The organism is Pseudomonas sp. NFACC45 (assembly GCF_900113505.1).
GTDB classification, from domain to species: Bacteria; Pseudomonadota; Gammaproteobacteria; order Pseudomonadales; family Pseudomonadaceae; genus Aquipseudomonas; species Aquipseudomonas tehranensis.
Genome location: NZ_FOPO01000005.1, coordinates 95886 through 122394, shown reverse-complemented (window position 1 = coordinate 122394; position 26509 = coordinate 95886). Strand labels below are relative to the sequence as shown.

Below are 26509 nucleotides of genomic sequence, written 5' to 3'. Positions count from 1 at the left end.
ACACAACCTCCGCTGGGTCCTGGTGCCGATCCTCTCTGCCGGAGCAGATCTGTGGGAGCAAGGCTTGCCCGCGATACAGACACCTCGGTGCGTCTGGTAGACCGAGGCGATGCAATCGCGGGCAAGCCTTGCTCCCACAGGCCATTTCCCACAGGGGCTTTGTGTTTATTCCTGGATTACATCAGCACCCTTGGGGATGTCGAACTTGAACTTGGCCGCAGCGATCGGCTCGTTGGCCTTGACCCCGGTGAACAGGATATTGGTGCGCTGGCCGACACTGTCGATCAGTTGCATGTCGTTGACCAGGCCATTGCGGAATGACAGGCGCAGGCTGTCAAACAGGCTGTCCTTGGTCTTGGGCTTGAGGGTGAAGTCAATCACGCCGCCGGCCTCTTTGGAGCTGATGTCGAAACTCTGGCTGATCTTGGAAACATCGCCGGAGAGCAGCAACGCCGGGGTCTGGGTCAAGCGCTGGTCCAGGGTCTTGATGGTGACCTGCTCCAGGTCTGGGTCCCACAGGGAGACTTTCTTGCCATCGGACACCATCAGTTGTTCAGCCGGTGCATCGGTGTGCCAATAGAACAGGCCCGGACGTTGCAAGGCCATCTCACCCGCGGTCTCCTGCAACTGGGTACCACTGCCGTCGAGGGTCAGCTGGGAGAAGCGAGCGGTCAGGGTCTGGGAACGTTCCAGCAACTGGGTCAGGCGGGCCACGTCCTTTTCATCGGCGTGGGCCGACAAGGTGGTCAGGGCCAGTACGGGCAACAGCAACATGCGAATCAGGCGCATGGGAGTCCTCTTGAAGTCGTGGGAGGTCAAGCGGCGTGTCGCCAGGCCGCTCAGGTCATTAATCGCGCATCGGGCCCGGCGCCAGTACTTCGCGCGAACCGTTGGTGTTCATCGCCGTGACGACCCCGGCCATTTCCATGGCCTCGATCATGCGTGCGGCACGGTTGTAGCCGATCTTGAGCTTGCGCTGAACGGCGGAAATCGAGGCCCGGCGGCTTTCCAGGACGAACTGCACCGCTTCGTCATAGAGCGCATCGGTTTCGGCATCGTCATCGCCACCACCGCTGCTGCCCTCAAAGCCGCTGCCAGCCTCCTCGACACCGTTGAGGATGTCGTCGTTGTATTCAGGGGCGCCACGCAGCTTCCAGGCTTCAACGACCCGATGAACTTCATCGTCGGACACGAACGCACCGTGCACACGAATCGGCAGGCTGGTGCCCGGCGGCATGTAGAGCATGTCACCGTGGCCCAGCAACTGCTCGGCGCCACCCTGATCGATGATGGTCCGCGAGTCGATCTTGCTCGACACCTGGAACGCCATGCGGGTCGGAATGTTGGCCTTGATCAGGCCGGTGATCACGTCCACCGACGGCCGCTGCGTCGCGAGAATCAGGTGGATACCAGCAGCACGGGCCTTCTGGGCGATACGGGCGATCAATTCTTCGACCTTCTTGCCGACGATCATCATCATGTCGGCGAATTCGTCCACCACCACCACGATGGTCGGCAGCTTGTGCAACAGCGGCGCTTCGTCGTGGATGTTTTCGCGGTGATACAACGGGTCGGCCAACGGCGTGCCGGCCTCCTCGGCTTCCTTGACCTTGGCATTGAAGCCCGAGAGGTTGCGCACGCCCATCTTCGCCATCAGCTTGTAGCGGCGCTCCATCTCGGCGACGCTCCAGCGCAGGGCGTTGGCGGCGTCCTTCATGTCGGTCACCACCGGGCACAGCAGGTGCGGAATACCTTCATAGATCGACAGCTCGAGCATTTTCGGGTCGATCATGATCAGCTTGGCGTCTTCGGGACCTGACTTGAACAGAATCGACAGGATCATCGCGTTCACACCCACCGACTTACCGGAACCGGTGGTACCGGCCACCAGCAGGTGCGGCATTTTCGCCAGGTCAGTGATGACCGGCTTGCCGCCGATGTCGTGGCCCAGGGCCAGGGTGACCGGCGACTTGTGGTTGTCGTATTCAGGGGTGGAGAGCACTTCGGAGAAGCGTACGATCTGCCTATCTTCGTTCGGAATCTCGATGCCCACGGTGGTCTTGCCGGGAATCACTTCCACTACGCGCACGCTGGTCACGGCCAGAGAACGCGCCAGGTCCTTGGCCAGGTTGGCGATACGGCTGACCTTCACGCCGGCGGCCGGCTGGATTTCGTAACGGGTAATCACCGGACCCGGGTGGATCGAATCCACCGAAACCTCGACGCCGAACTCCTTGAGCTTGATTTCCAACAGGTGACCGACGGCCGCCAGGGATTCGGGGGAATAGTTGAGCTGTTTCTTTTCGGCCGGGTCCAGGATCGAGATCGGCGGCAAGGTGCCTTCCACTGCGCTGTCGACGAACAGCGGCGCCTGTTTCTCTTTCTGTACGCGCTTGCTCTGCTCCGGCGCCTTGGCCGGCGCCATGGTGATGACCGGCGGCACCTGTTTCTCACGCTCGGACATGTGCTTGCTCAGAGCCTGCTCACGTTCGATCAAGCGTTCCTTGACCTTGGCCTGCTCGCGCTTGTCCGTGACGGTCGGGGCCACCACGTCGTGGACGCGGTCATCCACCTCGCGCAGTTGCGCCACCAGTTGCTTGCGCTCGGTGCGCGCCGCCCACCAGCGATTCATGGCCCCCTGGATCAGCTCGATCAGGTCCAGGGTGATCTTGCCGGTGACATCCATCACCTTGAACCATGACAGATCGGTGAACACCGTCAGACCAAACAGGAACAGGGCGATGAACAGCAGCGTGCTGCCCTGGATGTTCAGGGCATTTTTGGCCAGCTCGCCAAGACTTTCCCCCAGCGCGCCGCCCGCTCCGGCCGGCAGGCCGGTGGGTGCGTGGAAATGGATGTGGGCCAGCGCGGCGCCCGACAGCACCAGGAACACCAGGCCGATCAGGCGCCAGGAAAACAGCCAGCCACTCCACTGCCAGGGCTCGTGGCGCTGACGGAAAATCTGATAGGCCTTGATCGCCAGCAAAAGCGGAAAGATGTAGGCGAAATAGCCCAGCACCATGAACAGGATGTCGGCGCTGTAGGAACCGGCCGGACCGCCGAAATTCTGCACATCGTCGATCTTGCTGTTGTGGCTCCAGCCCGGATCGTCCTTGCCATAAGTCAGCAAGGCCATCATCAGGAACAGGCACAAGGCGCCGATGGCGATCAACGCACCTTCCTTGAGCCGGTAGTGCAATTGCTGGCGCCAGAGCGGAACGACTGTTTTAGGTGCTGCGGTGGATTTCTTCAAAACGCTTCTTTTCCTGCGCCAAAGGCGCGTCCATCTGTTGAATGACTATAAAAAACTGCTCATCACGAGCAGGCAAAAAAGTGAATGTGCACAACCGGTACTACTTTTACCACTGTGACGTGCATCCAGAAAACCGCAGGTGTTGCCGAAGATTTTGATCTTTTGCCTCTCCTGCGTTCAAAACTCAAGCATTGTACGGGTTTGTCGGCCCCAAGGCATTGCCCGCACGATGGGCTACAGCATAGCCAAAATCCAGCTGTGCTGGCGTCAATTGGAGCATGCATTCTCTTTCGTGACAAAGGCTTATGAGGTGTTTTTATGAGCGAAGTGAAGCATTCACGCCTGATCATTCTCGGTTCCGGCCCCGCGGGATACAGCGCCGCTGTCTATGCCGCCCGTGCCAACCTCAAACCCGTTGTCATTACTGGCCTGCAGGCCGGTGGCCAGCTCACCACCACCGTCGAAGTCGACAACTGGCCCGGCGATGTCGAGGGCTTGACCGGTCCAGTGCTGATGGAACGCATGCAACGCCACGCCGAACGCTTCGACACGCAGATCGTCTACGACCATATCCACACCGCCAAGTTGCAACAGCGCCCTTTCCAACTCATCGGCGACAGCGGCACTTACACCTGCGACGCACTGATTATCGCGACCGGCGCTTCAGCTCAATACCTGGGCCTGGCCTCGGAGCAGACCTTCGCCGGCAGGGGCGTTTCCGCTTGCGCGACCTGCGACGGATTCTTTTATCGCAATCAGGTCGTGGCGGTGGTCGGCGGCGGCAATACGGCGGTTGAGGAGGCCTTGTACCTGTCCAACATCGCCAGCGAGGTCCACCTGATTCACCGCCGGGACAAACTGCGCGCAGAGAAAATACTGCAGGACAAGCTGTTCGAAAAAGCCAGCCACGGCAACGTGAAACTGCACTGGAACCAGAATCTGGATGAAGTGCTGGGCGACGCCAGCGGCGTGACCGGCGTGCGTCTGCGCCAGAGTGAGACTGGCCAGACCAGCACCTTGTCCCTGGCCGGTGTGTTTATCGCGATCGGCCATCAACCCAACACCGAGTTGTTCCAGGGCCAACTGACGATGCGCGACGGCTACCTGATCGTCCGCGGCGGCAGCGAGGGCAATGCCACTGCAACCGATATCGAAGGTGTGTTCGCCGCCGGCGACGTGGCCGATCACGTGTATCGACAAGCCATTACGTCGGCCGGCGCCGGTTGCATGGCCGCACTCGACGCCGAGAAGTATCTCGATGACATTCCGGTGGCTTGACGGTTAACCTTTAGGCGGGCTCTTGTCTGCGTCTGCGCACAAGAGCCGCCCTCCCCTTCTGCACGCCCGGATGACCATGCTGACTTGGCTACAACGCAACACGTTCGATTTTCCGCCACTGGCCAAAGCCCTGAGCGACCCCAACGGCTTGCTGGCCGCCGGTGGCGACCTGTCCGCCGATCGGCTGATCCGGGCCTATCGCCACGGCTGTTTCCCGTGGTTCTCCGAAGGCCAGCCGATTTTGTGGTGGTCACCGGATCCACGCACCGTACTGTTTCCCGACGAACTGCATGTATCGCGCAGCCTGGGCAAGCTTCTGCGCAAGCAACGCTATGCCGTGACGTTCGACAAGGACTTTGCCGCTGTCATCGAGGCCTGCGCCGCGCCCCGAGACTATGCTGACGGCACCTGGATCACCGAGGCCATGCAGACCGCCTATCTGGAGCTGCATCGACGCGGTTTCGCCCATTCAGTGGAGGTATGGGACCAAGGCATGTTGGTGGGTGGCCTGTATGGCCTGGCCATGGGGCAGCTGTTTTTTGGCGAATCCATGTTCAGTCGGGCCGACAACGCCTCGAAATTCGGCTTCGCCACCCTGGTCCAACATCTCAAAGCGGCCGGTTTCGTGCTGATAGACTGCCAAATGCCCACCGAACACCTGCACAGCCTGGGCGCCCGGTCGATCCCAAGGGCTGAGTTTGCCGGCTACCTCAAGGCGCATCTGGACCAGCCCAATCACGCAACCTGGGTTTGCTGAGCGACAATGGCGCTCCTGGCTTACACTTAATCCAAAGCTTACTCCCGAGGGTTGATCATGACCGAGTTGGCGCGCTTGAAGTTTTATGCCACTCAACCCCACTCTTGCAGTTACCTGCCCGAGGAGCAGGCCACGACGCTGTTCCTCGATCCTAGCCAGCCCATGGATGTGCATGTCTACGCAGACCTGTCGGAGATGGGCTTCCGTCGCAGCGGCGATCATCTCTACCGGCCCCATTGCCAACATTGCAATGCGTGCGTTCCGGCGCGCATTCCCGTGGCTCAGTTTGTACCCAATCGCCAGCAGAAGCGGATTTTCAAGCGCAACGCCGATCTTCAGGTCCGACCAGCCAAGCCGCAGTTCAGCGAAGAGTATTTCGATCTGTACCAGCGCTACATCGAGCAGCGCCACGCCGACGGCGACATGTACCCACCCAGTCGTGATCAGTTTTCGACCTTTCTGGTCCGCGACCTGCCCTTTTCCCGCTTCTATGAGTTCCGCCTCGAAGGGCGACTGGTGGCCATCGCCGTCACAGACCTGCTGCCCAACGGGCTTTCGGCGGTGTACACCTTCTACGAGCCCGACGAAGAACGGCGCAGCCTGGGGCGGTTTGCCATTCTCTGGCAGATCAACGAAGCCCGGCGCCTGAGGCTGGAAGCGGTGTACTTGGGCTACTGGATCAAAAACTGCAAAAAAATGAACTACAAGACCCAATATCGCCCCATCGAATTGCTGATTAACCAGAGATGGGTCGTCCTCAGTTAGAACCCCTTGGCTTAAACCCCCTTTTTCGGGCACAATGCACGCCGCTTTTGCCTGGCGCAGTTGCACCGGGCCATTCACTGGATACCGAGGGCTTTACTGCATGTCGAAAGAAGACAGCTTCGAAATGGAAGGCACTGTCGTCGACACCCTGCCCAACACCATGTTTCGTGTGGAGTTGGAAAATGGGCACGTCGTAACCGCGCACATCTCCGGCAAGATGCGCAAGAACTACATTCGTATTCTTACCGGTGACAAAGTGCGCGTCGAGCTGACGCCCTATGACTTGAGCAAAGGGCGCATCACTTACCGCGCTCGCTAACAAGTCAATACAAAACGCCCGGCTGATGCCGGGCGTTTTTGTTTGCCTGGGATTTGTCTCACTCTCCAGAAACACACAAATCCCTGTGGGAGCGGGCTTGCTCGCGAAGGCAGTGGGTCAGTTTGCATAGATGTTGAATGTACAACCGCATTCGCGAGCAAGCCCGCTCCCACAGGAGATCGGCGTGTTTCTGAAGTCAGCAAAAAGGCGCCTTTCGGCGCCTTTTGCTTTATTGCAGCTAACGATCAGGCCATTTCAGCCGTGGTTTCGAAGTCGAAGGTCAGCTCGCCGTCCTTGATGTCGATGTGGACCACACCGCCATGTTCGGCCAGTTCGCCAAAGAGGATTTCCTCCGCCAGCGGACGCTTGATCTTGTCCTGGATCAGGCGAGCCATCGGCCGCGCGCCCATTGTCACATCGTAACCGCCGGCCGCCAGCCAACTGCGGGCCGCATCGGTGACTTCCAGCAGCACACGCTTGTCTTCGAGCTGCGCCTGAAGTTCGGTAAGGAACTTGTCCACCACACTCTTGATGACCTCATGGCTGAGGCGACCAAACTGGATAATGGTGTCCAGGCGGTTGCGGAATTCAGGCGTGAAGCTCTTCTTGATCACTTCCATCGCATCGGACGAATGGTCCTGATGGGTGAAACCGATCGAAGCGCGAGCTGCGGTTTCGGCACCGGCGTTGGTGGTCATGATGATGATCACATTGCGGAAATCCGCCTTGCGCCCGTTGTTGTCGGTCAGCGTACCGTGATCCATGACCTGCAGCAGCAGGTTGAAGACTTCCGGATGCGCCTTCTCGATTTCATCGAGCAAGAGCACGCAATGCGGCTGCTTGGTGATGGCCTCGGTCAGCAGACCGCCCTGGTCGAAACCGACATAACCCGGAGGCGCACCAATCAGACGCGACACGGTGTGACGCTCCATGTACTCGGACATGTCGAAGCGAACCAGCTCGATCCCCATCGCCTTGGCCAATTGCCGTGCAGCCTCGGTCTTGCCGACACCGGTAGGACCTGCGAACAGGAAGGAACCCACCGGCTTGTCCGGCGACTTGAGACCGGCGCGGGACAACTTGATGGCGGTAGACAGCGAATCGATGGCCGCATCCTGACCGAACACCGTCAGCTTCAGATCGCGCTCCAGGTTACGCAGCAGCTCCTTGTCGGAACTGGTGACGTGCTTGGGCGGAATCCGCGCGATTTTCGCGACGATGTCCTCAACCTGTGGCACTTCGATGCGCTTGACGCGCTTCTCCACGGGTTGAAGGCGCTGATAGGCACCCGCCTCGTCGATCACATCAATGGCCTTGTCCGGCATGTGCCGGTCATTGATGTAACGCGAGGCCAGCTCAGCGGCGGCGCGCAGCGCCTCATCACTGTATTCGATATTGTGATGCAGCTCGAAACGCCCCTTCAGCCCACGCAGGATACCGATGGTGTCTTCCACCGAAGGCTCCGACACATCGACTTTCTGGAAACGCCGGGCCAGGGCACGGTCCTTCTCGAAAATCCCGCGAAATTCCTGGAACGTGGTCGAACCGATGCAGCGGATATCACCCGAAGACAGCAGCGGCTTGAGCAGGTTCGAGGCATCCATGACGCCACCGGACGCGGCACCGGCACCAATGATGGTGTGGATTTCGTCGATGAACAGGATCGCCTGCGGACGCTTTTTCAGCTCGCCCAGCAAGGCCTTGAAGCGCTTCTCGAAATCACCGCGGTACTTGGTGCCCGCCAGCAAGGCCCCCAGATCGAGGGAATACACCACACTGTTGGCGAGCAGGTCCGGCACCTGGTTGTCGACGATGCGCTTGGCCAGGCCTTCGGCGATCGCAGTCTTGCCCACGCCCGCCTCGCCCACCAACAGCGGATTGTTCTTGCGGCGTCGGGCCAGGATCTGCGCGACCCGTTCGACTTCCGCCTCGCGTCCGACCAGTGGATCGATACGCCCCTGGCGCGCCAGTTCATTCAGATTGCTGGCATAGGCGTCCAGCGGATTGCCTGAAGAAGAAGACTCACCGCCCTCGTCATCCTGCATATCCTGTTCACCTTCGGAGTGATCGCCGTGCCCAGGCACCTTGGAAATGCCATGGGCGATGTAATTGACGACATCGATGCGCGCAACACTCTGCTGCTTGAGCAGGAAAACTGCCTGGCTTTCCTGTTCGCTGAAGATGGCGACCAGGACGTTGGCGCCGGTCACTTCACGCTTACCCGAGCTCTGTACATGGAAGACAGCACGCTGCAGGACACGCTGGAAGCCCAGGGTTGGCTGGGTTTCACGATCCTCGTCATGAACGGGGATCAATGGCGTGGTGGAGTCGATGAACTCCTGCAAATCATGCTTGAGTTTATCGAGGTTTGCGCCACAGGCACGCAAAACGGTGGCGGCAGCCTCGTTATCCAATAGGGCCAGCAGCAGGTGCTCGACGGTCATGAATTCATGACGCTTCGAACGAGCCTCCTTGAAGGCAAGATTGAGGGTGACTTCGAGCTCGCGGTTTAACATAGCTTCACCTCATACCCAAGTGGTCGGCGTTAACCGTCCTTCTCGATTTCACAGAGTAGCGGATGCTGGCTTTCCCGGGCGTACTGGTTGACCTGCATGGCCTTCGTCTCGGCGATGTCGCGGGTAAACACTCCACATACTGCCCGTCCCTCTGTATGGACGGCCAGCATGACCTTGGTCGCCAGCTCGCGATTCAGGTTAAAAAACACCTCGAGCACTTCGACGACGAAATCCATCGGTGTGTAGTCATCGTTGAACAAAACCACCTTGTACATCGGTGGCGCCTGTAATGCAGGCTTTGCTTCCTGAACAGCAATGCCTGCGGAATCGTCGTCATGTAGATCCGGGCGATCCTGATTGAATGTTAGTCGAATCTGGCTGATTGCATGCATGGAAAGAAAGGTTCGTTTAGTTGGCAAATACAGTGATGGGGGCGCTTGCAGGCGATTTCAACCACGACCGCCGGGTCGCCTTGACTATCGGGAAAACGGTGTTACAACCAATAGAGCCCATCGTGGGTTAAAAAGGTCCGTGGAATCGATCCTGTTTTCCAAGATTAGACTGCGGATGGACTGGATGATACTCCACTGACGGAGTGTGTTGCAGAGGGATATGGCCTATGTCGGTCGTCAAGATGAGTGGCAAAGTCAAATGGTTCAATAACGCCAAGGGCTACGGTTTCATTATTGCCAACGGCAGGGATGAAGACCTTTTCGCCCATTACTCGGCGATTCAGATGGATGGCTATAAAACCCTGAGAGCCGGACAACGCGTCACATTCGAAGTTATCCAGGGGCCCAAGGGCCTGCACGCGGTCAATATTGCGGCGGACACCGTTGAAGATACCCCTTGCGCCACCCCTGTCAATGTCATGACCACTGAAGTCCATTGATCGGCACAAGCCTCCCCCGACACCAAAAATGCCCGACTCGATCACTCGAGCCGGGCATTTTTTTGCTGGCTGGCGATCCGCTTACATGTGCGAAATCAGTGCATCACCGAAGGCCGAGGAAGACAACAGCGTAGCGCCGTCCATCAGACGTTCGAAGTCATAGGTCACGGTCTTGGCCGAAATCGCGCCGTTGGTGCCCTTGATGATCAGGTCGGCCGCTTCGGTCCAACCCATGTGCCGCAGCATCATTTCCGCCGACAGAATCAGCGAGCCCGGGTTGACCTGGTCCTTGCCGGCATACTTGGGTGCGGTGCCGTGAGTGGCTTCGAACATCGCCACGGTGTCGGACAGGTTGGCGCCCGGTGCAATGCCAATCCCCCCCACTTCCGCCGCCAGGGCGTCGGAGAGGTAGTCACCGTTGAGGTTCAGGGTCGCGATCACGTCATATTCGGCCGGGCGCAGCAGGATTTGCTGGAGCATGGCATCGGCGATGGCGTCCTTGACGATGACGTTCTTGCCGGTTTTCGGGTTCTTGAACTGCATCCACGGACCGCCGTCGAGCAACGTCGCGCCGAACTCCTCGGCCGCCACTTCGTAGGCCCACTCCTTGAAGGCACCTTCGGTGAACTTCATGATGTTGCCTTTATGCACAATGGTCAGCGAATCGCGGTCGTTGTCCACTACATATTGCAAGGCCTTGCGGGCCAGACGCTGGGTGCCCTGCTTGGAAACCGGCTTGACGCCGATGCCGCAGTTCTCGTCGAAACGGATCTTGGTCACGCCCATTTCTTCTTTCAGGAACTTGATGACCTTGGTGGCTTCGGCCGAACCGGCTTTCCACTCGATGCCGGCATAGATGTCTTCGGAGTTCTCACGGAAGATCGTCATGTCCACGTCGCCAGGCTTCTTGACCGGGCTTGGCACGCCTTCGAACCAGCGCACCGGACGCAGGCAGACATACAAATCGAGCTGCTGGCGCAGGGCTACGTTCAGCGAGCGAATACCACCACCGACCGGCGTGGTCAGCGGGCCCTTGATGGAAACCACGTAGTCTTTGACCGCGTCCAGGGTTTCCTGGGGCAGCCAGGTGTCCTGGTCGTAAACCTGGGTTGCTTTCTCACCGGCGTAGACCTCCATCCAGGAAATCTTGCGCTTGCCGCCATAGGCCTTCTGAACCGCAGCGTCCACCACCTTGATCATGACCGGACTGATATCGACGCCAATGCCGTCGCCTTCAATGAAGGGGATGATCGGGTTGTCGGGAACATTAAGAGAATGGTCTGCATTGACGGTGATTTTGTCACCGACGGCTGGAACCTGAATCTTTTGATACCCCATGCTGAACTCCATTGCTTGGATTGAACATCTGGCTGCGTTCGAGCGTACCCCAGTTGAATCGGCGCGCAAACCCTACGTTAGGCTCATCCGGGGGAATAGCTTGCAGTTAGCGGTGTACAACCCTGAAAACCAAGGGAAAAGCGCCAAACATGAGCATAGTCCGCTCCTTGGGTACTGCGACGTTTAGACCAATGGACGTGTACGGAAGTCTATGAACCATCGGCAGATTGCCAGCTACCTATGTATAATGCCGCCGCTGACCACAGGGTCACGCTGGCTGAGTGCTCTATCACAGGACTTTCCGCCAGTTTAAAAGCCGGACCGTTACCGCGGCCCAACCGCTTGACGCTCGACTGATGCACCCAACATCACCGCGAAGAAACCTCGACATTCGGCTCACGGATGACTTTTGAACGAACGCGCTTACCCGGCGCTCCTCGAGTTTCTGCGCATGCTTTAGCAAAGAAGAGAGTTAATCCGAATATGCCCACCCGCTCGAAGATCATCTACACCTTCACCGACGAAGCTCCCGCCCTCGCCACCTATTCGCTGCTGCCGATCGTCGAAGCCTTTACCGCCTCGGCCGACATCGCCGTGGAAACCCGCGATATCTCCCTTGCAGGGCGCATCCTGGCCAGCTTCCCCGAGCAACTGGGTGACAAAGCCGTCGCCGACCACCTCGCCGAACTGGGCGACCTGGCCGTGACGCCTGAAGCCAACATCATCAAGCTGCCGAACATCAGCGCCTCGGTGCCGCAACTGCAGGCCGCGATCAAGGAATTGCAGGCCCAGGGCTACGCACTGCCGGATTACCCGGAAACCGTGACCAGCGACGCCGAGAAAGACGCACGCGCCCGTTACGACAAGGTCAAGGGCAGCGCCGTGAACCCGGTCCTGCGTGAAGGCAACTCCGACCGCCGCGCTCCGCTGTCGGTCAAGAACTACGCGCGTAAGCACCCGCACAAAATGGGCGCCTGGGCAGCCGACTCCAAATCTCACGTGGCCCACATGAGCACTGGTGATTTCTACGGCAGCGAAAAAGCCGCCCTGATCGACGCCGCCGGCAGCGTGAAAATCGAGCTGATCGCTCAGGACGGCACTGCCACTGTCCTGAAGGAAAAAACCACCGTACAAGCCGGTGAGATCCTCGACTGCGCCGTGATGAGCAAGAACGCCCTGCGCGACTTCATCGCCGCTGAAATCGAAGACGCCAAGCAAAAAGGCGTGCTGCTGTCGGTCCACCTCAAGGCCACCATGATGAAGGTTTCCGACCCGATCATGTTTGGTCAGATCGTGGCCGAGTTCTACAAAGACGCCCTGGCCAAGCACGCACAAGTGCTGGAGCAGATCGGCTTCAACCTGAACAACGGCATCGGCGACCTGTACGCCCGCATCAAGGCCTTACCGGCCGAGCAGCAGGCGCAGATCGAAGCCGACATCCAGGCGGTCTACGCGGCGCGCCCATCGCTGGCGATGGTCAACTCCGATAAAGGCATCACCAACCTGCACGTGCCGAGCGACGTCATCGTCGACGCCTCGATGCCGGCCATGATCCGTGACTCCGGCAAGATGTGGGGCACCGACGGCCAGTTGCACGACACCAAGGCGGTGATCCCGGATCGCTGCTACGCCACCATCTACCAGGCGGTGATCGAAGACTGCAAGCAACACGGCGCTTTCGATCCGACCACCATGGGCAGCGTGCCGAACGTCGGCCTGATGGCCAAGAAAGCCGAAGAGTACGGCTCCCACGACAAGACCTTCCAGATCAAGGCCGACGGCGTGGTCCGTGTTTCGGACAACACCGGTCGCACCCTGCTGGAGCAGAACGTCGAGGCGGGTGACATCTTCCGCATGTGCCAGACCAAGGACGCGCCAATCCAGGACTGGGTCAAGCTGGCCGTCAACCGTGCCCGCGCCAGCGCCACTCCAGCGATTTTCTGGCTGGACCCGATGCGCGCCCACGACGGCGTGGTGATCGAAAAAGTCCAGGCTTACCTGAAGGACTACGACACCGCCGGCCTGGACATCCGCATCATGTCGCCGGTCGACGCGATGAAGTTCACCCTGGCCCGTACCCGCGAAGGCAAGGACACCATTTCGGTGACCGGCAACGTGTTGCGCGACTACCTGACCGACCTGTTCCCGATCATGGAACTGGGCACCAGTGCCAAGATGCTGTCGATCGTGCCGCTGATGAACGGCGGTGGCCTGTTCGAAACCGGCGCCGGCGGCTCGGCACCCAAGCACGTTCAGCAGTTGCTGGAAGAAAACTTCCTGCGCTGGGATTCCCTGGGCGAGTTCCTGGCCCTGGCCGCGTCCCTTGAACACCTGGGCGTGACCTACAACAACCCTAAAGCCCTGGTGCTGGCCAAGACCCTGGACCAGGCCACCGGTGAGTTCCTGGACCGCAACAAGTCGCCTTCGCGCAAGGTCGGCGGCATCGACAACCGTGGCAGCCACTTCTACCTGACCCTGTTCTGGGCCCAGGCATTGGCCGCTCAAAACGACGACGCAGCCCTCAAGGCCCAGTTCACCGCCCTGGCCAAGACGCTGACCGACAACGAAGAAACAATCGTTGCCGAACTCAATGCCGTCCAAGGCAAACCGGTGGACATCGGCGGTTACTACTTCGCCAACCCGGAGCTGACCAGCAAGGCCATGCGCCCAAGCAACACCTTCAACGCGGCGATTGCTGCGCTGGTGTAAGGTTGTAAGGGAACACCACAAACCCCGGCCCTGATGCCGGGGTTTGTGTTTTCAGACACAACACATTCCCCTTGTGGGAGCGGGCTTGCTCGCGAAGGCAATTTATCATTCAACATCTGCATTGACTGACACACCGCTTTCGCGAGCAAGCCCGCTCCCACAGGATCTGTGTTCAAACAGTTATATAGAGGCATCGCTATGGACTGGAAACCCCACATCACCGTCGCCACCATCGTCGAAGACAACGGCCGTTTCCTGATGGTGGAAGAATCCAAGGGCGGACGGGCGGTGCTTAACCAGCCTGCAGGCCACCTGGACCCGAACGAAACCCTGATCGAAGCCGCCGTGCGCGAAACCCTGGAAGAAACCGGCTGGGACGTCGAGCCCACCGCCGTGGTAGGCATTTATCTGTACACCGCCCCCAGCAACGGCGTGACCTACCAACGCGTCTGTTTCGCCGCCAAGGCCCTGGAACACCACCCCGAGTATCAATTGGACGACGGCATCCTCGGCGCCAAGTGGCTGACCCGCAACGAGTTGCTCGAACAACGTGAACACTGGCGTAGCGAGCTGATCATCCGTTGCATCGACGATTATCTGGCCGGTCATCGCCACAGTCTGACGCTGATCCGTCCTTCTCTTTAGCCTTGCGCGTCCGGGCCTGATAGAATCGCGTCCTTTTTCAAGACACTCATTGAACTGCTATGCGTGATCCAGCCCCTTCTGACACCACCAACAAGCGCGTCATTGTCGGCATGTCCGGCGGCGTGGACTCTTCCGTTTCCGCCCTTCTGCTGATCGAGCAGGGTTATGAGGTGGAAGGCCTGTTCATGAAGAACTGGGAAGAAGACGACGGAACCGAATACTGCACCGCCATGGACGACCTAGCGGACGCCCAGGCCGTCTGCGACAGGATCGGCATCAAGCTGCACACCGCCAACTTCGCCGCCGAATACTGGGACAACGTGTTCGAGCACTTCCTGGCCGAATACAAGGCCGGTCGTACGCCGAACCCAGACATCCTCTGCAACCGCGAAATCAAGTTCAAGGCGTTCCTCGACTACGCCATGATGCTCGGCGCCGACCTGATCGCCACCGGTCACTATGTGCGCCGCCGCGACATCGATGGCCGCACCGAGCTGCTCAAGGGCCTGGACCCGAACAAGGATCAGAGCTACTTCCTGCACGCCGTCGGCGGCGAGCAGATCGCCAAGACCCTGTTCCCGGTGGGCGAGCTGGAAAAGCCGCAAGTGCGCGCGATCGCCGAAAAACACGCCCTGGCCACCGCCAAGAAGAAAGACTCCACCGGCATCTGCTTTATTGGTGAAAGGCGTTTCAGCGATTTCCTCAAGCAGTACCTGCCGGCCCAGCCAGGCGAAATCAAAACCACCGAAGGCGAAGTCATCGGCCGCCACCATGGCCTGATGTACCACACCATCGGCCAGCGCCAGGGCCTGGGCATCGGCGGGCTCAAGGACGCCGGTGAAGAGCCGTGGTACGTGCTGGTCAAGGACCTGGAGCACAACGAGCTGATCGTCGGCCAGGGCAACGACCACCCATGGTTGTTCTCCCGCGCCCTGCTCGCCTCCGACATTTATTGGGTCAACCCGATCGACCTCAGTCAACCGCGCCGTCTGACGGCCAAGGTTCGCTACCGCCAGAGTGATCAACCCTGCATGCTGGAGAAAACCGCCACGGGCTATCGCGCAACATTCGATGACCCGCAACGAGCCGTCACACCCGGCCAGTCCGTGGTGTTCTACGACGGGGAAATCTGCCTGGGCGGCGGCGTGATCGAAGTCGCAGAGCCCTGGAGCAGCAAGGCATGAGCCCGACCCAGGAGCAACTGACGGCATTGGGCGGTGTATTTCTTGCCGCCGTGCTGGTGGACCGGATCGCCAAGACCGGCCAAGCCACCGAAGCGGGCCTGAGCTGCATGCTCGGCAGCCTGCTGATTCGTGATCCCAAGGACACACTTGAAGTCTATGGCGGCGACGACCTGAACCTGCGCGAGGGTTATCGCGCACTGATCGGCGCCCTGGAGCGCGACCCCAGCACCCTGCAACGCGAGCCGCTGCGCTACGCCCTGTCGATGCTGGGCCTCGAACGTCAATTGGCCAAGCGCGACGACCTGCTGGACACCATCGGCAATCGCCTGCCGCAGATTCAGTCCCAGGTTGAACACTTCGGTCCCGCCCACGAAAACGTCATCGCCGCTTGCGGTGCGCTGTACCAGGACACCCTGAGCACCTTGCGCCAGCGTATCCAGGTACACGGCGACATGCGCAATCTGCAACAACCGAGCAATGCCTCGAAGATCCGCGCCCTGTTGCTGGCCGGAATTCGCTCGGCGCGGCTGTGGCGGCAGTTGGGTGGTCATCGCTGGCAACTGGTGATCAGCCGACGCAAATTGCTGAAAGAGCTTTACCCGTTGATGCGCAACGAATAAGTCGCATCGACCCGTTTTTTTGTGGCGAGGGAGCTTGCTGCCGCTGGACTTGTAGGAGCTGCCGAAGGCTGCGATCTTTTGACCTTTCGCTTGGGATTCAAGCGCCTGGAGAGATCGCAGCCTCGTTGCACTCGACAGCTCCTACGGCCCAGCGGCAGCAAGCTCCCTCGCCACAAGTAATAAATAGTGTCCCATTACGCGTAATACGCCGGTCAGTTGGCGACGGACCGGCGATTGTTTTCATGTATGATACGCGCCCCATTTCGTTGCCCGACTGTCCGAGAACACCCCATGCAGCTTTCTTCGCTCACTGCGGTTTCCCCTGTTGACGGCCGCTACGCCGGCAAAACCCAGGCCCTGCGCCCGATTTTCAGCGAGTACGGCCTGATCCGTGCCCGCGTCCTGGTTGAAGTGCGCTGGCTCCAGCGCCTTGCCGCTCACCCTGCCATCGGCGAAGTCCCGGCGTTTTCCGCGCAAGCCAACGCGGCGCTCAATGCCCTGGCTGAAAACTTTGTGCTGGAGCACGCCGAGCGCGTCAAAGAGATCGAGCGCACCACCAACCACGACGTCAAAGCCATCGAATACCTGCTCAAGGAGCAGGCGGCCAAGCTGCCGGAGCTGGCCAACGTCAGCGAATTCATCCACTTTGCCTGCACCAGCGAGGACATCAACAACCTGTCCCACGCCCTGATGCTGCGCGAAGGCCGTGATGAAGTGATGCTGCCGCTGATGCGCCAGACCGCCCAGGCCATCCGCGAGCTGGCAATCCGCTTCGCCGACGTGCCGATGCTGTCGCGCACCCACGGTCAGCCGGCCTCGCCGACCACCCTGGGCAAAGAGCTGGCGAACGTGGTGTACCGTCTGGAGCGCCAGATCGCCCAAGTCGCCGCTGTGCCACTGCTGGGCAAGATCAACGGCGCCGTGGGCAACTACAACGCGCACCTGTCGGCCTACCCGGACATCGACTGGGAAGCCAACGCCCGCGCCTTCATCGAAGACGAGCTGGGCCTGAGCTTCAACCCGTACACCACCCAGATCGAGCCGCACGACTACATCGCCGAGCTGTTCGACGCGATCGCGCGCTTCAACACCATCCTGATCGACTTCGACCGTGATATCTGGGGCTACATCTCCCTGGGTTACTTCAAGCAACGCACCATCGCCGGCGAAATCGGTTCCTCAACCATGCCGCACAAGGTCAACCCGATCGACTTCGAAAACTCCGAAGGCAATCTGGGCATCGCCAACGCGCTGTTCCAGCACCTGGCGAGCAAGCTGCCGATTTCCCGCTGGCAGCGCGACCTGACCGACTCCACCGTACTGCGCAACCTGGGCGTCGGTTTTGCCCACAGCGTCATTGCCTATGAAGCCAGCCTCAAGGGCATCAGCAAGCTGGAACTGAACGAGCAGAAGATCGCTGCCGACCTGGACGCCTGCTGGGAAGTCCTGGCCGAGCCGATCCAGACCGTGATGCGTCGCTACAACATCGAAAACCCGTATGAAAAGCTCAAAGAACTGACCCGTGGCAAGGGCATCAGCCCTGAAGCGTTGCAGACTTTCATTGATGGCCTGGACATGCCTGCCGAGGCCCGCGCCGAGCTGAAAAAGCTCACGCCGGCCAACTACATCGGCAACGCAGCGGCACAAGCCAAGCGCATCTGATCCACCGTTTTGCCCTGAGACGCCCGGCCGCGCCGGGCGTTTTTATTCGCGTCTGAAAAGTATATTTTTTCAATAGGTTACAAATGAATCCTGATATTCCTCTGCAACTCTTGGGCGGCATCACGGCACGGGAGTTCCTGCGCGACTACTGGCAGAAAAAACCACTGCTGATCCGCCAGGCGATTCCAGACTTCCAAAGCCCGATCGATGCCGACGAACTGGCCGGCCTGGCCCTGGAAGAAGAAGTCGAATCGCGCCTGGTCATCGAGCACGGCGAACGTCCCTGGGAATTGCGTCGCGGCCCGTTTGCCGAAGACGAATTCAGCAAACTGCCGGAGCGCGAGTGGACCCTGCTGGTGCAGGCGGTCGATCAGTTCGTACCCGAAGTCAGTGAACTGCTGGAAAACTTCCGCTTCCTGCCAAGCTGGCGCATCGACGATGTGATGATCAGCTTCGCCGCCCCGGGTGGCAGCGTCGGCCCGCATTTCGACAATTACGATGTATTCCTGCTGCAGGGCCATGGCCAGCGCAACTGGAAAATCGGCCAAATGTGCGACTCTGAGAGCCCGCTGCTGCAACACGCCGACCTGCGCATCCTCGCCGACTTCGAGGCCACCGACGAGTGGACCCTGGAACCGGGCGACATGCTTTACCTGCCGCCACGCCTGGCCCACTGCGGCGTGGCCGTGGATGACTGCATGACCTACTCGGTAGGCTTCCGGGCGCCGAGCGCCGCCGAAGTGCTGACCCACTTCACCGACTTCCTCAGCCAGTTCCTGCCGGACGAAGAACGCTACACCGACGCCGATGCGCGCCCGGTGGCCGACCCGCACCAGATCCAGCACGACGCCCTCGATCGCCTCAAGGGCCTGCTGGCCGAGCACATGAGCGACGAGCGTCTGCTGCTGACCTGGTTCGGCCAGTTCATGACCGAGCCGCGCTACCCGGAACTGGTGGTAGGCCCGGAATTGGAAGAAGACGACCTGCTGGCCGGCCTGGAACAGGGCGCCGTGATCATCCGCAACCCTAGCGCCCGCCTGGCCTGGTCGGAAGTCGATGACGACCTGTTGTTGTTTGCCAGCGGCCAGAGCCGTTATCTGCCGGGCAAGCTGCGCGACCTGTTGAAAATGATCTGCGCCGCCGACGCCCTGCACAGCGAAAACCTCGGCCCGTGGCTGGCGGACGAAGACGGTCGCGGCCTGATCTGCGAACTGGTCAAGCAAGGCAGCCTGGGGTTCGCTGATGAATAAAATTCACGTTCGTGTCGCAGACTGGCAAAAGGATAACGCCGAGATCCGGCGCATTCGTGAGACTGTGTTCATTGCCGAGCAATCCGTCCCGCCTGAACTGGAATGGGACGCCGATGACCAGAGCGCGGTGCATTTCCTGGCGTTTGAAGGCGACTTCCCCATCGGCACCGCTCGCCTGTTGACTGACGGCCATATCGGTCGCGTCTCGGTCCTCAAGGACTGGCGCGGCCTGAAGGTGGGTGACGCGCTGATGCACGCCGTGATCGCCGAAGCCGAGAAGCGCGGGCTCAAGCAACAGATGCTCAGCGCCCAGGTGCATGCCACGCCGTTCTACGAGCGACTGGGTTTTGCCGTGGTCAGCGAGGAGTTCCTGGAAGCCGGGATTCCTCATGTGGACATGGTGCGGCACTCGGCCTGACACCGTGGCGCGGGAGTTCGATCCCGCCAGGTGTAGGAGCTGGCGAAGCCTGCGATCTTTTGATTTTGCTCTTTTGCTTCAAACTCAATTGGCAATGGAAAGATCGCAGCCTCGTTGCACTCGTCAGCTCCTACAGGGTGGACCCCAGCGGGGATAAATCCCCTCGCCACAAGAGCATCATGCAACACCCCAAAACGCCCCGCCATCCACCGATGCCGGGGCGTTTTGCCGTCTACCATTCAACTTGCCCCATCCGGGGCCGACAAACTGGCAATATCAAGCCTTTGTCTCGCGGAGAAATGGACATGTCCTTACGCACCTTGCTCGCCACCCTGCTGCTCGGCTGCAGCCTGTCGGTGATGGCCGCCACTGAAATCGTCCCACTGAATTACCGGACCAGCGCCGACCTGTTACCGGTGGCGCAGAATTTCATCGGCAAGGACGGCCAGGTCAGCGCCTATGGCAACCAACTGATCGTCAATGCCGAGCCTGGGAAAATCGAGGAGCTCAAGGCATTTCTCGCCCAACTGGACACCGCCCCCAAGCGCCTACTGATCACGGTCGACACCAACGAAAACAACTTGCAGGGCGACCAGGGCTATTCGATCAACGGCGCCGCGCCCAGCCAGACCCGCATCATCAACCGCAGCACTGCCAGCCGCGAAGGCGGCGTGCAGCAGGTACAAGCGAGCGAAGGTCAGCCGGCGCTGATTCAGGTTGGCCAGAGCGTGCCGTTCACCAGCAGCCAAACCGACACCTACGGCCGCCTGCAAAGCCAGACCGAATACCGCAACGTCACCCAGGGCTTTTATGTCACGGCCAGCGTCACCGGCGAGACCGTTCATCTGAACATCAGTACCAACCGTGACCGCATGAGCCAGGAGCGTCCCGATGTAGTGAACGTTCAAAGTACCGACACAACGGTCAGCGGTCGCTTGGGTGAATGGATCACCCTGGCCGGCGTCAATCGCCAGACCCAGGCCGATAAACAGGGGCTGAGCCGCAGCTACTCGACCCAAGGCCGGGACGACATGATTCTGCGGGTTAAGGTGGATACCCTGAACTGAAGCACCAAAAACTGACTGATGAGTCGTATTAGACCAAAGATGTAGTGCCACAAAAAAAGCACTACAAAACGTTTGACGAGCCAAAAAACCGAAGGCATGATGGCCTCGCTCCCGCTAATCAGGGGCCCTGGCAAGGGCCTTCGGGTCGACGCTTGCAACTACCCTGCGAGCCGATTCGTGTCTGTACCGCCCACAAGGTGTGTTTGACGAGGTTGCGACTGGAACGAAGTTGTCCCGAGGGACGGAAGCGTAACTAGGTAACCCGGCATCACTCTGAGTTCGTATAAAGGCCCACGACGCCCGAATGCGCCCGCAGTTCGCCTCTACCTGCTCACTTTCCCCTCGAGCCCATCGTTCATCCCGTCGCCTCCCCGCCTGAACCGACTTGACCGTCCAACCCCTGGTCGGCAGGAGCAGGAATTTTCCACCCCAGACCTATGCGACGAGGTTTATCTCCATGGCACTGACACGCGAACAGCAAATTGCAGCCCTTGAAAAAGATTGGGCTGAAAACCCGCGCTGGAAAGGCGTGAAGCGCAATTACTCCGCTGCTGACGTCGTCCGTCTGCGTGGCTCGGTTCAACCTGAGCACACTTTTGCGAAAATGGGCGCCGAGAAACTGTGGAACCTGGTCACCCAGGGCGCCAAGCCAGCCTTCCGTCCCGAGAAAGATTTCGTCAACTGCATGGGCGCCCTGACCGGCGGCCAGGCTGTACAGCAAGTCAAGGCCGGTATCCAGGCGATCTACCTGTCGGGCTGGCAAGTGGCTGCGGACAACAACTCCGCCGAGTCGATGTACCCGGACCAGTCGCTGTACCCGGTGGATTCGGTTCCCACCGTGGTCAAACGCATCAACAACTCGTTCCGTCGTGCCGACCAGATCCAGTGGAAAGCCGGCAAGAACCCAGGCGACGAAGGCTACATCGACTACTTCGCGCCAATCGTGGCCGACGCTGAAGCCGGTTTCGGCGGCGTACTGAACGCCTATGAGCTGATGAAGAGCATGATCGAAGCAGGCGCCGCCGGCGTTCACTTCGAAGACCAACTGGCTTCGGTGAAGAAATGCGGCCACATGGGCGGCAAAGTATTGGTGCCGACCCAGGAAGCCGTGCAGAAGCTCACCGCTGCCCGCCTGGCCGCCGACGTTGCCGGCGTACCGACCATCATCCTGGCCCGTACCGACGCCAACGCCGCTGACCTGCTGACTTCCGACTGCGACCCGTACGACCAGCCGTTCGTGACCGGCACCCGCACCCAGGAAGGCTTCTACAAGGTGCGCGCCGGTCTCGACCAGGCGATCGCCCGTGGTCTGGCCTACGCGCCGTACGCCGACCTGATCTGGTGCGAAACCGCCAAACCAGACCTGGACGAGGCGCGTCGCTTCGCCGAAGCGATCAAGAAGGAATACCCGGACCAACTGCTGTCGTACAACTGCTCGCCTTCCTTCAACTGGAAGAAAAACCTGGACGACGCGACCATCGCCAAGTTCCAGCGCGAACTGTCCGCCATGGGCTACAAGCACCAGTTCATCACCCTGGCCGGCATTCACAACATGTGGCACAGCATGTTCAACCTGGCGCACGACTACGCCCGCAACGACATGACCGCCTACGTGAAGCTGCAAGAGCAGGAGTTCGCTGACGCCGCCAAGGGCTACACCTTCGTGGCTCACCAGCAGGAAGTGGGCACCGGCTACTTCGACGACATGACCACCGTGATCCAGGGCGGCACCTCCTCGGTCACCGCGCTGACCGGCTCCACCGAAGAAGAGCAGTTTCACTGATCCTCGGCTTGCCTTGAGTCAACGGCCCTTGCGGACCGAATAAAAGCTAACCGCAAAGCCGACGTTCTGCAGCCCCGACTGGTTCGGGGCTTTTTTTTGCCTGCGTTTTTCTTACGTTTTTTACACTTTGAAGTGGCTGACCAACTGCTGCAACTGGTTACCCAGCCGCGCCAGTTCGATGCTTGAGGCCGCGGTTTCTTCGCTGGCTGAGGCGGTCTGTTCGGATACATCGCGCACGCTCAGAACACTGCGGCTGATTTCCTCCGCCACTGAGCTTTGTTGCACCGCGGCGGCGGCAATCTGCTGGTTCATGGCCTGGATACCAGAAACTGCCTGAGTGATGTTGCCCAGGGAGATGCCGGCCTTGCCGGCCAATTCCACGCTGCTGTCGGTCAGTTCGCGGCTGTTTCGCATGATACTCGACACCTGACGCGTGCCGTCCTGCAAGCCCGCCACCAGGCTCTCAATCTCTTCGGTGGAATGCTGGGTACGCTGGGCCAGCCCACGCACTTCGTCGGCGACCACGGCAAAACCGCGCCCGGCGTCACCCGCGCGAGCGGCCTCAATGGCGGCGTTGAGGGCCAACAAGTTGGTCTGCTCAGCCACCGCTCTGATCACGTCCATGATCTTGCCGATGCGCGCGCTTTCCTGTTCCAACTCATCCATGGCGTCGACTGAGCGCCCGACTTCGCTGGCCAAGCGCTCGATCTGAACGATGGCTTGCGCAACAACCTGGTCGCCAATACGGGCCTGTGCATCGGCCTCTGATGCGGCTGCGCAAGCTTGTTCGGCATTACGCGCGACCTCATGCACGGTAACCGACATTTCGTGCATGGCGGTCGCCACCTGATCGGTCTCGGTCTTCTGACTATTGACCCCGGCGCTGGTCTGCTCGGTGACGGCCGATAATTCTTCGGCGGCGCTGGCGATTTGGGTGACGCCATCGCGGATGCCACCGATCAGGTCGCGCAAGGTGGTGCCCATGCGCTGAATACCTTGCTGCAAGACACCCAGCTCATCACGACGAGTCACGATCATGTGTTGCGTGAGGTCGCCTGCCGCAATGCGATCGACCACAGCCAATGTGTCCTGCAACGGCCGCGTAATCTGGCGAGTGATGAGCATGGCAGCAAGAATTCCCAACAGCATCGCCAATGCAGTACAGCTCAACTGCAAGATACGGGACTGGGCGCTGTCTTCGTCACGGGAGGCCAGTTGGCTGGCATACATTTCGTCAGACAGGCGGGTGATGGTTTCCCCCAAATCAAGGGTGTCCTGCACAGCCTTGCCCATGGCCTGATTACTGGTCGTGAAGTTCTGCACCGAACGACGGTAAGCAATCAGCGCAGTTTCCAGTTGCTTGAAGGTGTCGGCATAGGTCGGGCCGAAAGCGCTGTTGAGCGCTTCGATGGTCTTGAACGCATTTTCGAGCTGGCGGGTGGCGGCTTGTTCTGTGGTGCTGTTGGGGTTGCCGGTATAACCACGCACTTCATAACGCACCAGCGCTACATCCTCTTTAGCTTTGAGGATGAGCTTATAAAGGTCAAAACGGCGCTCATCCGAGGCAGGCATTGCTTCTACGTCATTGATGACCTTGGCAATCAGCGCGGCGCCCTTGACCGCATTGACGCCCATCTCCTTGCGCATGGCTGCGTCATTGCGATACGCCTCACGCATCGTATTCAGTGCCACTTGATACTGCGTGCTGGCCTGCTCGATCAGGGCAAGTTTCTTCAGGTTTTCAGGTTTTCTCAGCTCTTTTGCGAGGCTTTTCTGCTGGGCGACAAACTGCTCCAGCGACGCCTGGATCAATGCACCCTTTTGTTCATCCCCTCGGTCCAACTGGTACTGCAAGCGAGCCCTGCGCAGGTGATCAAGACGGTTGCCAAGCTCGGTAATGCTGGTCATTCGATCAGTACGCTCGATCATCTTTCCCAGGCTGAACCAGCCGGTCGCGGCGAGAATAGCGGTCAGAAGCAGCACAACAGCAAAGCCCAAAGCCAGCTTGAGCATAACGCTCATATTCGCGATCCGAGAGTTCATGACATTCCTTGGGTATCAGCCGCGAACGATGGAAACTGACACGGCTATCTAAGAAGGGGGCGAAAATCTAACCAGTATTGATATAGATGATTAGATGAATGAAGCGTAAAGATAGCCATTTGATATCATCTCTTCAAGACCTTGGGCCCACCCTCGTGCCGATTTTTTTTGCTCGCAAAACGGTGTCGATTGAACGCGCGCCCCCCCGGCCCTAGGTTCTACGCGAGGTCAACTGAGCGACATCGATCGAACATCCCCGGTTTTTTCACCCGTTTTTTTTGAAGCAACCTACTCTGTAAGAGCAAGCCTGCATCTGTGGGAGCCAGGCTTGCCCGCGATGAACGATTGCGCAGTCTGCCTCGGGACAGCGTTGCCGGCATCGCGAGCAAGCTTGGCTCCCACAGGAGCAGTCCTAGGCAGATCCAACCTTCACCAAGCCCGCCCTCAAAAAAACTGCGGCGCACGGGTAGAAAAATTGATCGAAGGCAGTATTGGGCAGTCCGAAAAGGAGTAAAACGTCCGACGCTGACAATTGCAGTAGCGACGATGTAAGACAGCCTCTCGGACACGATACTAAGTGCACTGTAGAAAAGGCTGACTCAGATAATAATAATTATCATTTGGAAGTCATTATCATTGTTACATTCCGCACGAAATATAATTGATGAATAACCGCCCAATCCCCGCCCCGCCGGGGCCGCAGGGTCTTGGAGGTGCGCTATGTCCTTATTCCAATAAATAATTTCGCTACAGGAATTTTACTTGCCCGGTGTTTAGCCATAAAATCACCGCGATTGATTGCTGCGACATATCGTCACTGCGTTATTTCTTTTCAAGCTCAGAGACCTTTGCTCTCTGTTAAGGATTTCCAGCATGCCCGAAGCGACAGGACTCATGGCCCACAACTGGGGCTTTGCCATTTTCCTTCTGGGCGTTGTCGGCCTGTGTGCCTTCATGCTCGGCGTGTCGAGCCTGCTCGGGTCAAAAGCCTGGGGCCGCAGCAAAAATGAACCGTTCGAGTCCGGCATGCTGCCTACCGGTGGCGCCCGCTTGCGGCTCTCAGCCAAATTCTATCTGGTCGCGATGCTCTTCGTGATCTTCGATATCGAAGCCCTCTTTCTCTTTGCATGGTCTGTGTCCGTCCGCGAAAGCGGCTGGACCGGATTCGTCGAAGCTCTCGTTTTCATAGCAATTCTGTTGGCAGGTCTTGTCTACCTTTGGCGGGTGGGGGCTCTTGATTGGGCTCCGGAAGGTCGTCGTAAGCGGCAAGCGAAGCTGAAACAATGAGGCTTTGGCAATGCAATACAATCTCACCAGGATCGACCCCGATGCTCCTAACGAGCAGTATCCGATTGGCGAGCGGGAAACCGTTTCCGATCCGTTAGAAGATCAAGTCCACAAAAACATCTTCATGGGCAAGCTCGAAGACGTGCTGAACAGCACGGTCAACTGGGGTCGCAAGAACTCCCTGTGGCCGTACAACTTCGGCCTTTCGTGCTGCTACGTGGAAATGACCACCGCCTTCACGGCGCCCCACGACATCGCGCGCTTTGGCGCCGAGGTGATCCGGGCATCGCCGCGCCAGGCGGATTTCATGGTTATTGCCGGGACCTGCTTCATCAAGATGGCGCCGATCATCCAGCGTCTCTACGAGCAAATGCTCGAACCGAAGTGGGTTATCTCCATGGGTTCGTGCGCCAACTCCGGTGGCATGTACGACATCTATTCCGTCGTTCAAGGGGTGGACAAGTTCCTGCCCGTGGACGTCTACGTGCCTGGCTGCCCGCCTCGCCCTGAAGCGTTCCTGCAAGGCTTGATGCTGTTGCAGGAGTCGATTGGCCAGGAGCGTCGCCCACTGTCCTGGGTCGTTGGTGATCAAGGCGTCTATCGCGCCGAGATGCCATCGCAAAAGGAACAGCGCCGCGAACAGCGTATCGCAGTCACCAACCTGCGCAGCCCCGACGAAGTCTGATCCAGCTCTGCTCTGCATAAGAAACGAGAACCTGGCTT

Annotated in this window: 22 protein-coding genes and 1 pseudogene; 16 read left to right on the top strand and 7 right to left on the bottom strand. The window is 59.4% G+C overall.

Annotated elements, in window-relative coordinates; all coding sequences use genetic code 11:
- Nucleotides 1-165: 165 nt before the first annotated feature.
- Both lolA and BM132_RS10655 read right to left on the bottom strand, forming a co-directional pair.
- Nucleotides 166-789 carry an outer membrane lipoprotein periplasmic chaperone LolA gene (gene lolA, locus BM132_RS10660; protein WP_092399179.1) on the bottom strand — a complete coding sequence of 208 codons (624 nt, stop codon included), beginning with the start codon at nt 787-789 and terminating at the stop codon, nt 166-168.
- Between the two features lie 58 nt (nt 790-847).
- On the bottom strand, nt 848-3253 hold the full coding sequence (locus BM132_RS10655) for a DNA translocase FtsK (protein ID WP_092399181.1): 2406 nt from the start codon (nt 3251-3253) through the stop codon (nt 848-850).
- Nucleotides 3254-3571: 318 nt separating this feature from the next.
- Between BM132_RS10655 and trxB the strand changes: the two genes are divergently transcribed.
- The 4 genes from trxB (at nt 3572) to infA (ending at nt 6372) form a co-directional block, all read left to right on the top strand.
- A complete protein-coding gene (gene trxB, locus BM132_RS10650; RefSeq protein WP_092455127.1) occupies nt 3572-4531 on the top strand; it encodes a thioredoxin-disulfide reductase in 960 nt (319 codons plus the stop codon).
- A 76-nt stretch (nt 4532-4607) separates the two neighbouring features.
- Nucleotides 4608-5288 carry a leucyl/phenylalanyl-tRNA--protein transferase gene (gene aat / locus BM132_RS10645; protein ID WP_092455592.1) on the top strand — a complete coding sequence of 227 codons (681 nt, stop codon included), beginning with the start codon at nt 4608-4610 and terminating at the stop codon, nt 5286-5288.
- 57 nt (nt 5289-5345) lie between these two features.
- Nucleotides 5346-6053 (top strand): arginyltransferase, encoded by a 708-nt coding sequence (locus tag BM132_RS10640; protein WP_092399185.1) that lies wholly within the window; start codon nt 5346-5348, stop codon nt 6051-6053.
- A gap of 100 nt (nt 6054-6153) precedes the next feature.
- Nucleotides 6154-6372 (top strand): translation initiation factor IF-1, encoded by a 219-nt coding sequence (infA, locus tag BM132_RS10635; protein WP_002553999.1) that lies wholly within the window; start codon nt 6154-6156, stop codon nt 6370-6372.
- 245 nt (nt 6373-6617) lie between these two features.
- Here infA and clpA read toward each other — a convergent pair whose 3' ends face one another.
- Nucleotides 6618-8888, bottom strand: coding sequence for an ATP-dependent Clp protease ATP-binding subunit ClpA (gene clpA, locus BM132_RS10630; RefSeq protein WP_047227721.1), 2271 nt, complete (start codon nt 8886-8888; stop codon nt 6618-6620).
- A gap of 29 nt (nt 8889-8917) precedes the next feature.
- On the bottom strand, nt 8918-9280 hold the full coding sequence (gene clpS / locus BM132_RS10625; protein ID WP_015094394.1) for an ATP-dependent Clp protease adapter ClpS: 363 nt from the start codon (nt 9278-9280) through the stop codon (nt 8918-8920).
- A 242-nt stretch (nt 9281-9522) separates the two neighbouring features.
- Between clpS and cspD the strand changes: the two genes are divergently transcribed.
- On the top strand, nt 9523-9780 hold the full coding sequence (cspD, locus tag BM132_RS10620; RefSeq protein ID WP_177193358.1) for a cold shock domain-containing protein CspD: 258 nt from the start codon (nt 9523-9525) through the stop codon (nt 9778-9780).
- Nucleotides 9781-9861: 81 nt separating this feature from the next.
- Here the strand turns inward: cspD and icd are convergent, their stop codons facing one another.
- The gene (icd, locus tag BM132_RS10615) at nt 9862-11118 is read right to left on the bottom strand and encodes an NADP-dependent isocitrate dehydrogenase (protein ID WP_092399189.1); all 1257 of its coding nucleotides are present in this window, start codon (nt 11116-11118) and stop codon (nt 9862-9864) included.
- A 483-nt stretch (nt 11119-11601) separates the two neighbouring features.
- Here icd and BM132_RS10605 point away from each other — a divergent pair, with 483 nt between their 5' ends.
- The 9 genes from BM132_RS10605 to aceA all read left to right on the top strand — a co-directional run bounded on the left by BM132_RS10605 (nt 11602) and on the right by aceA (nt 22456).
- Nucleotides 11602-13827 carry an NADP-dependent isocitrate dehydrogenase gene (locus BM132_RS10605; RefSeq protein ID WP_092399193.1) on the top strand — a complete coding sequence of 742 codons (2226 nt, stop codon included), beginning with the start codon at nt 11602-11604 and terminating at the stop codon, nt 13825-13827.
- Nucleotides 13828-14025: 198 nt separating this feature from the next.
- Nucleotides 14026-14472 (top strand): NUDIX hydrolase, encoded by a 447-nt coding sequence (locus BM132_RS10600; RefSeq protein WP_092399195.1) that lies wholly within the window; start codon nt 14026-14028, stop codon nt 14470-14472.
- Nucleotides 14473-14531: 59 nt separating this feature from the next.
- Entirely contained in the window at nt 14532-15656 is a 1125-nt protein-coding gene (mnmA, locus tag BM132_RS10595) for a tRNA 2-thiouridine(34) synthase MnmA (RefSeq protein ID WP_047227726.1), read from the top strand.
- The gene (hflD, locus tag BM132_RS10590; RefSeq protein ID WP_047227727.1) at nt 15653-16276 is read left to right on the top strand and encodes a high frequency lysogenization protein HflD; all 624 of its coding nucleotides are present in this window, start codon (nt 15653-15655) and stop codon (nt 16274-16276) included. Before mnmA ends, hflD begins: the two co-directional genes overlap by 4 nt.
- A 291-nt stretch (nt 16277-16567) precedes the next feature.
- Nucleotides 16568-17938, top strand: coding sequence for an adenylosuccinate lyase (gene purB, locus BM132_RS10585; protein WP_092455125.1), 1371 nt, complete (start codon nt 16568-16570; stop codon nt 17936-17938).
- A gap of 83 nt (nt 17939-18021) precedes the next feature.
- Nucleotides 18022-19188: a ribosomal protein uL16 3-hydroxylase gene (locus BM132_RS10580; RefSeq protein ID WP_047227729.1), complete on the top strand. Its 1167-nt coding sequence runs from the start codon at nt 18022-18024 to the stop codon at nt 19186-19188.
- Nucleotides 19181-19606: a GNAT family N-acetyltransferase gene (locus BM132_RS10575; RefSeq protein ID WP_072339633.1), complete on the top strand. Its 426-nt coding sequence runs from the start codon at nt 19181-19183 to the stop codon at nt 19604-19606. The genes BM132_RS10580 and BM132_RS10575 overlap by 8 nt, the downstream gene beginning before the upstream one ends.
- Before the next feature lie 305 nt (nt 19607-19911).
- A complete protein-coding gene (locus tag BM132_RS10570) occupies nt 19912-20673 on the top strand; it encodes a secretin N-terminal domain-containing protein (protein ID WP_092455123.1) in 762 nt (253 codons plus the stop codon).
- Between the two features lie 457 nt (nt 20674-21130).
- Nucleotides 21131-22456, top strand: a complete 1326-nt coding sequence (gene aceA / locus BM132_RS10565) for an isocitrate lyase (RefSeq protein WP_014337679.1) — start codon at nt 21131-21133, stop codon at nt 22454-22456.
- A gap of 120 nt (nt 22457-22576) precedes the next feature.
- Here the strand turns inward: aceA and BM132_RS28940 are convergent, their stop codons facing one another.
- Nucleotides 22577-23281 carry a methyl-accepting chemotaxis protein gene (locus BM132_RS28940; protein ID WP_371264121.1) on the bottom strand — a complete coding sequence of 235 codons (705 nt, stop codon included), beginning with the start codon at nt 23279-23281 and terminating at the stop codon, nt 22577-22579.
- A 198-nt stretch (nt 23282-23479) separates the two neighbouring features.
- Nucleotides 23480-24364: pseudogene (locus BM132_RS28935) on the bottom strand (methyl-accepting chemotaxis protein); the annotation flags it as partial.
- A gap of 1008 nt (nt 24365-25372) precedes the next feature.
- Here BM132_RS28935 and BM132_RS10555 point away from each other — a divergent pair.
- The gene (locus BM132_RS10555) at nt 25373-25786 is read left to right on the top strand and encodes an NADH-quinone oxidoreductase subunit A (protein WP_011062185.1); all 414 of its coding nucleotides are present in this window, start codon (nt 25373-25375) and stop codon (nt 25784-25786) included.
- Between the two features lie 10 nt (nt 25787-25796).
- Complete coding sequence (locus BM132_RS10550) at nt 25797-26471, top strand: NuoB/complex I 20 kDa subunit family protein (RefSeq protein ID WP_024779314.1); 675 nt, start codon at nt 25797-25799, stop codon at nt 26469-26471.
- Nucleotides 26472-26509 lie beyond the last annotated feature (38 nt).

Coding starts and splice junctions, on each gene's coding strand:
- lolA (WP_092399179.1), bottom strand. CDS start 789: ATGCGCCTGATTCGCATGTTGCTGTTGCCCGTACTGGCCCTGACCACC.
- trxB (WP_092455127.1), top strand. CDS start 3,572: ATGAGCGAAGTGAAGCATTCACGCCTGATCATTCTCGGTTCCGGCCCC.
- aat (WP_092455592.1), top strand. CDS start 4,608: ATGCTGACTTGGCTACAACGCAACACGTTCGATTTTCCGCCACTGGCC.
- BM132_RS10640 (WP_092399185.1), top strand. CDS start 5,346: ATGACCGAGTTGGCGCGCTTGAAGTTTTATGCCACTCAACCCCACTCT.
- infA (WP_002553999.1), top strand. CDS start 6,154: ATGTCGAAAGAAGACAGCTTCGAAATGGAAGGCACTGTCGTCGACACC.
- clpA (WP_047227721.1), bottom strand. CDS start 8,888: ATGTTAAACCGCGAGCTCGAAGTCACCCTCAATCTTGCCTTCAAGGAG.
- clpS (WP_015094394.1), bottom strand. CDS start 9,280: ATGCATGCAATCAGCCAGATTCGACTAACATTCAATCAGGATCGCCCG.
- cspD (WP_177193358.1), top strand. CDS start 9,523: ATGAGTGGCAAAGTCAAATGGTTCAATAACGCCAAGGGCTACGGTTTC.
- icd (WP_092399189.1), bottom strand. CDS start 11,118: ATGGGGTATCAAAAGATTCAGGTTCCAGCCGTCGGTGACAAAATCACC.
- BM132_RS10605 (WP_092399193.1), top strand. CDS start 11,602: ATGCCCACCCGCTCGAAGATCATCTACACCTTCACCGACGAAGCTCCC.
- BM132_RS10600 (WP_092399195.1), top strand. CDS start 14,026: ATGGACTGGAAACCCCACATCACCGTCGCCACCATCGTCGAAGACAAC.
- mnmA (WP_047227726.1), top strand. CDS start 14,532: ATGCGTGATCCAGCCCCTTCTGACACCACCAACAAGCGCGTCATTGTC.
- hflD (WP_047227727.1), top strand. CDS start 15,653: ATGAGCCCGACCCAGGAGCAACTGACGGCATTGGGCGGTGTATTTCTT.
- purB (WP_092455125.1), top strand. CDS start 16,568: ATGCAGCTTTCTTCGCTCACTGCGGTTTCCCCTGTTGACGGCCGCTAC.
- BM132_RS10580 (WP_047227729.1), top strand. CDS start 18,022: ATGAATCCTGATATTCCTCTGCAACTCTTGGGCGGCATCACGGCACGG.
- BM132_RS10575 (WP_072339633.1), top strand. CDS start 19,181: ATGAATAAAATTCACGTTCGTGTCGCAGACTGGCAAAAGGATAACGCC.
- BM132_RS10570 (WP_092455123.1), top strand. CDS start 19,912: ATGTCCTTACGCACCTTGCTCGCCACCCTGCTGCTCGGCTGCAGCCTG.
- aceA (WP_014337679.1), top strand. CDS start 21,131: ATGGCACTGACACGCGAACAGCAAATTGCAGCCCTTGAAAAAGATTGG.
- BM132_RS28940 (WP_371264121.1), bottom strand. CDS start 23,281: ATGTCGGTTACCGTGCATGAGGTCGCGCGTAATGCCGAACAAGCTTGC.
- BM132_RS10555 (WP_011062185.1), top strand. CDS start 25,373: ATGCCCGAAGCGACAGGACTCATGGCCCACAACTGGGGCTTTGCCATT.
- BM132_RS10550 (WP_024779314.1), top strand. CDS start 25,797: ATGCAATACAATCTCACCAGGATCGACCCCGATGCTCCTAACGAGCAG.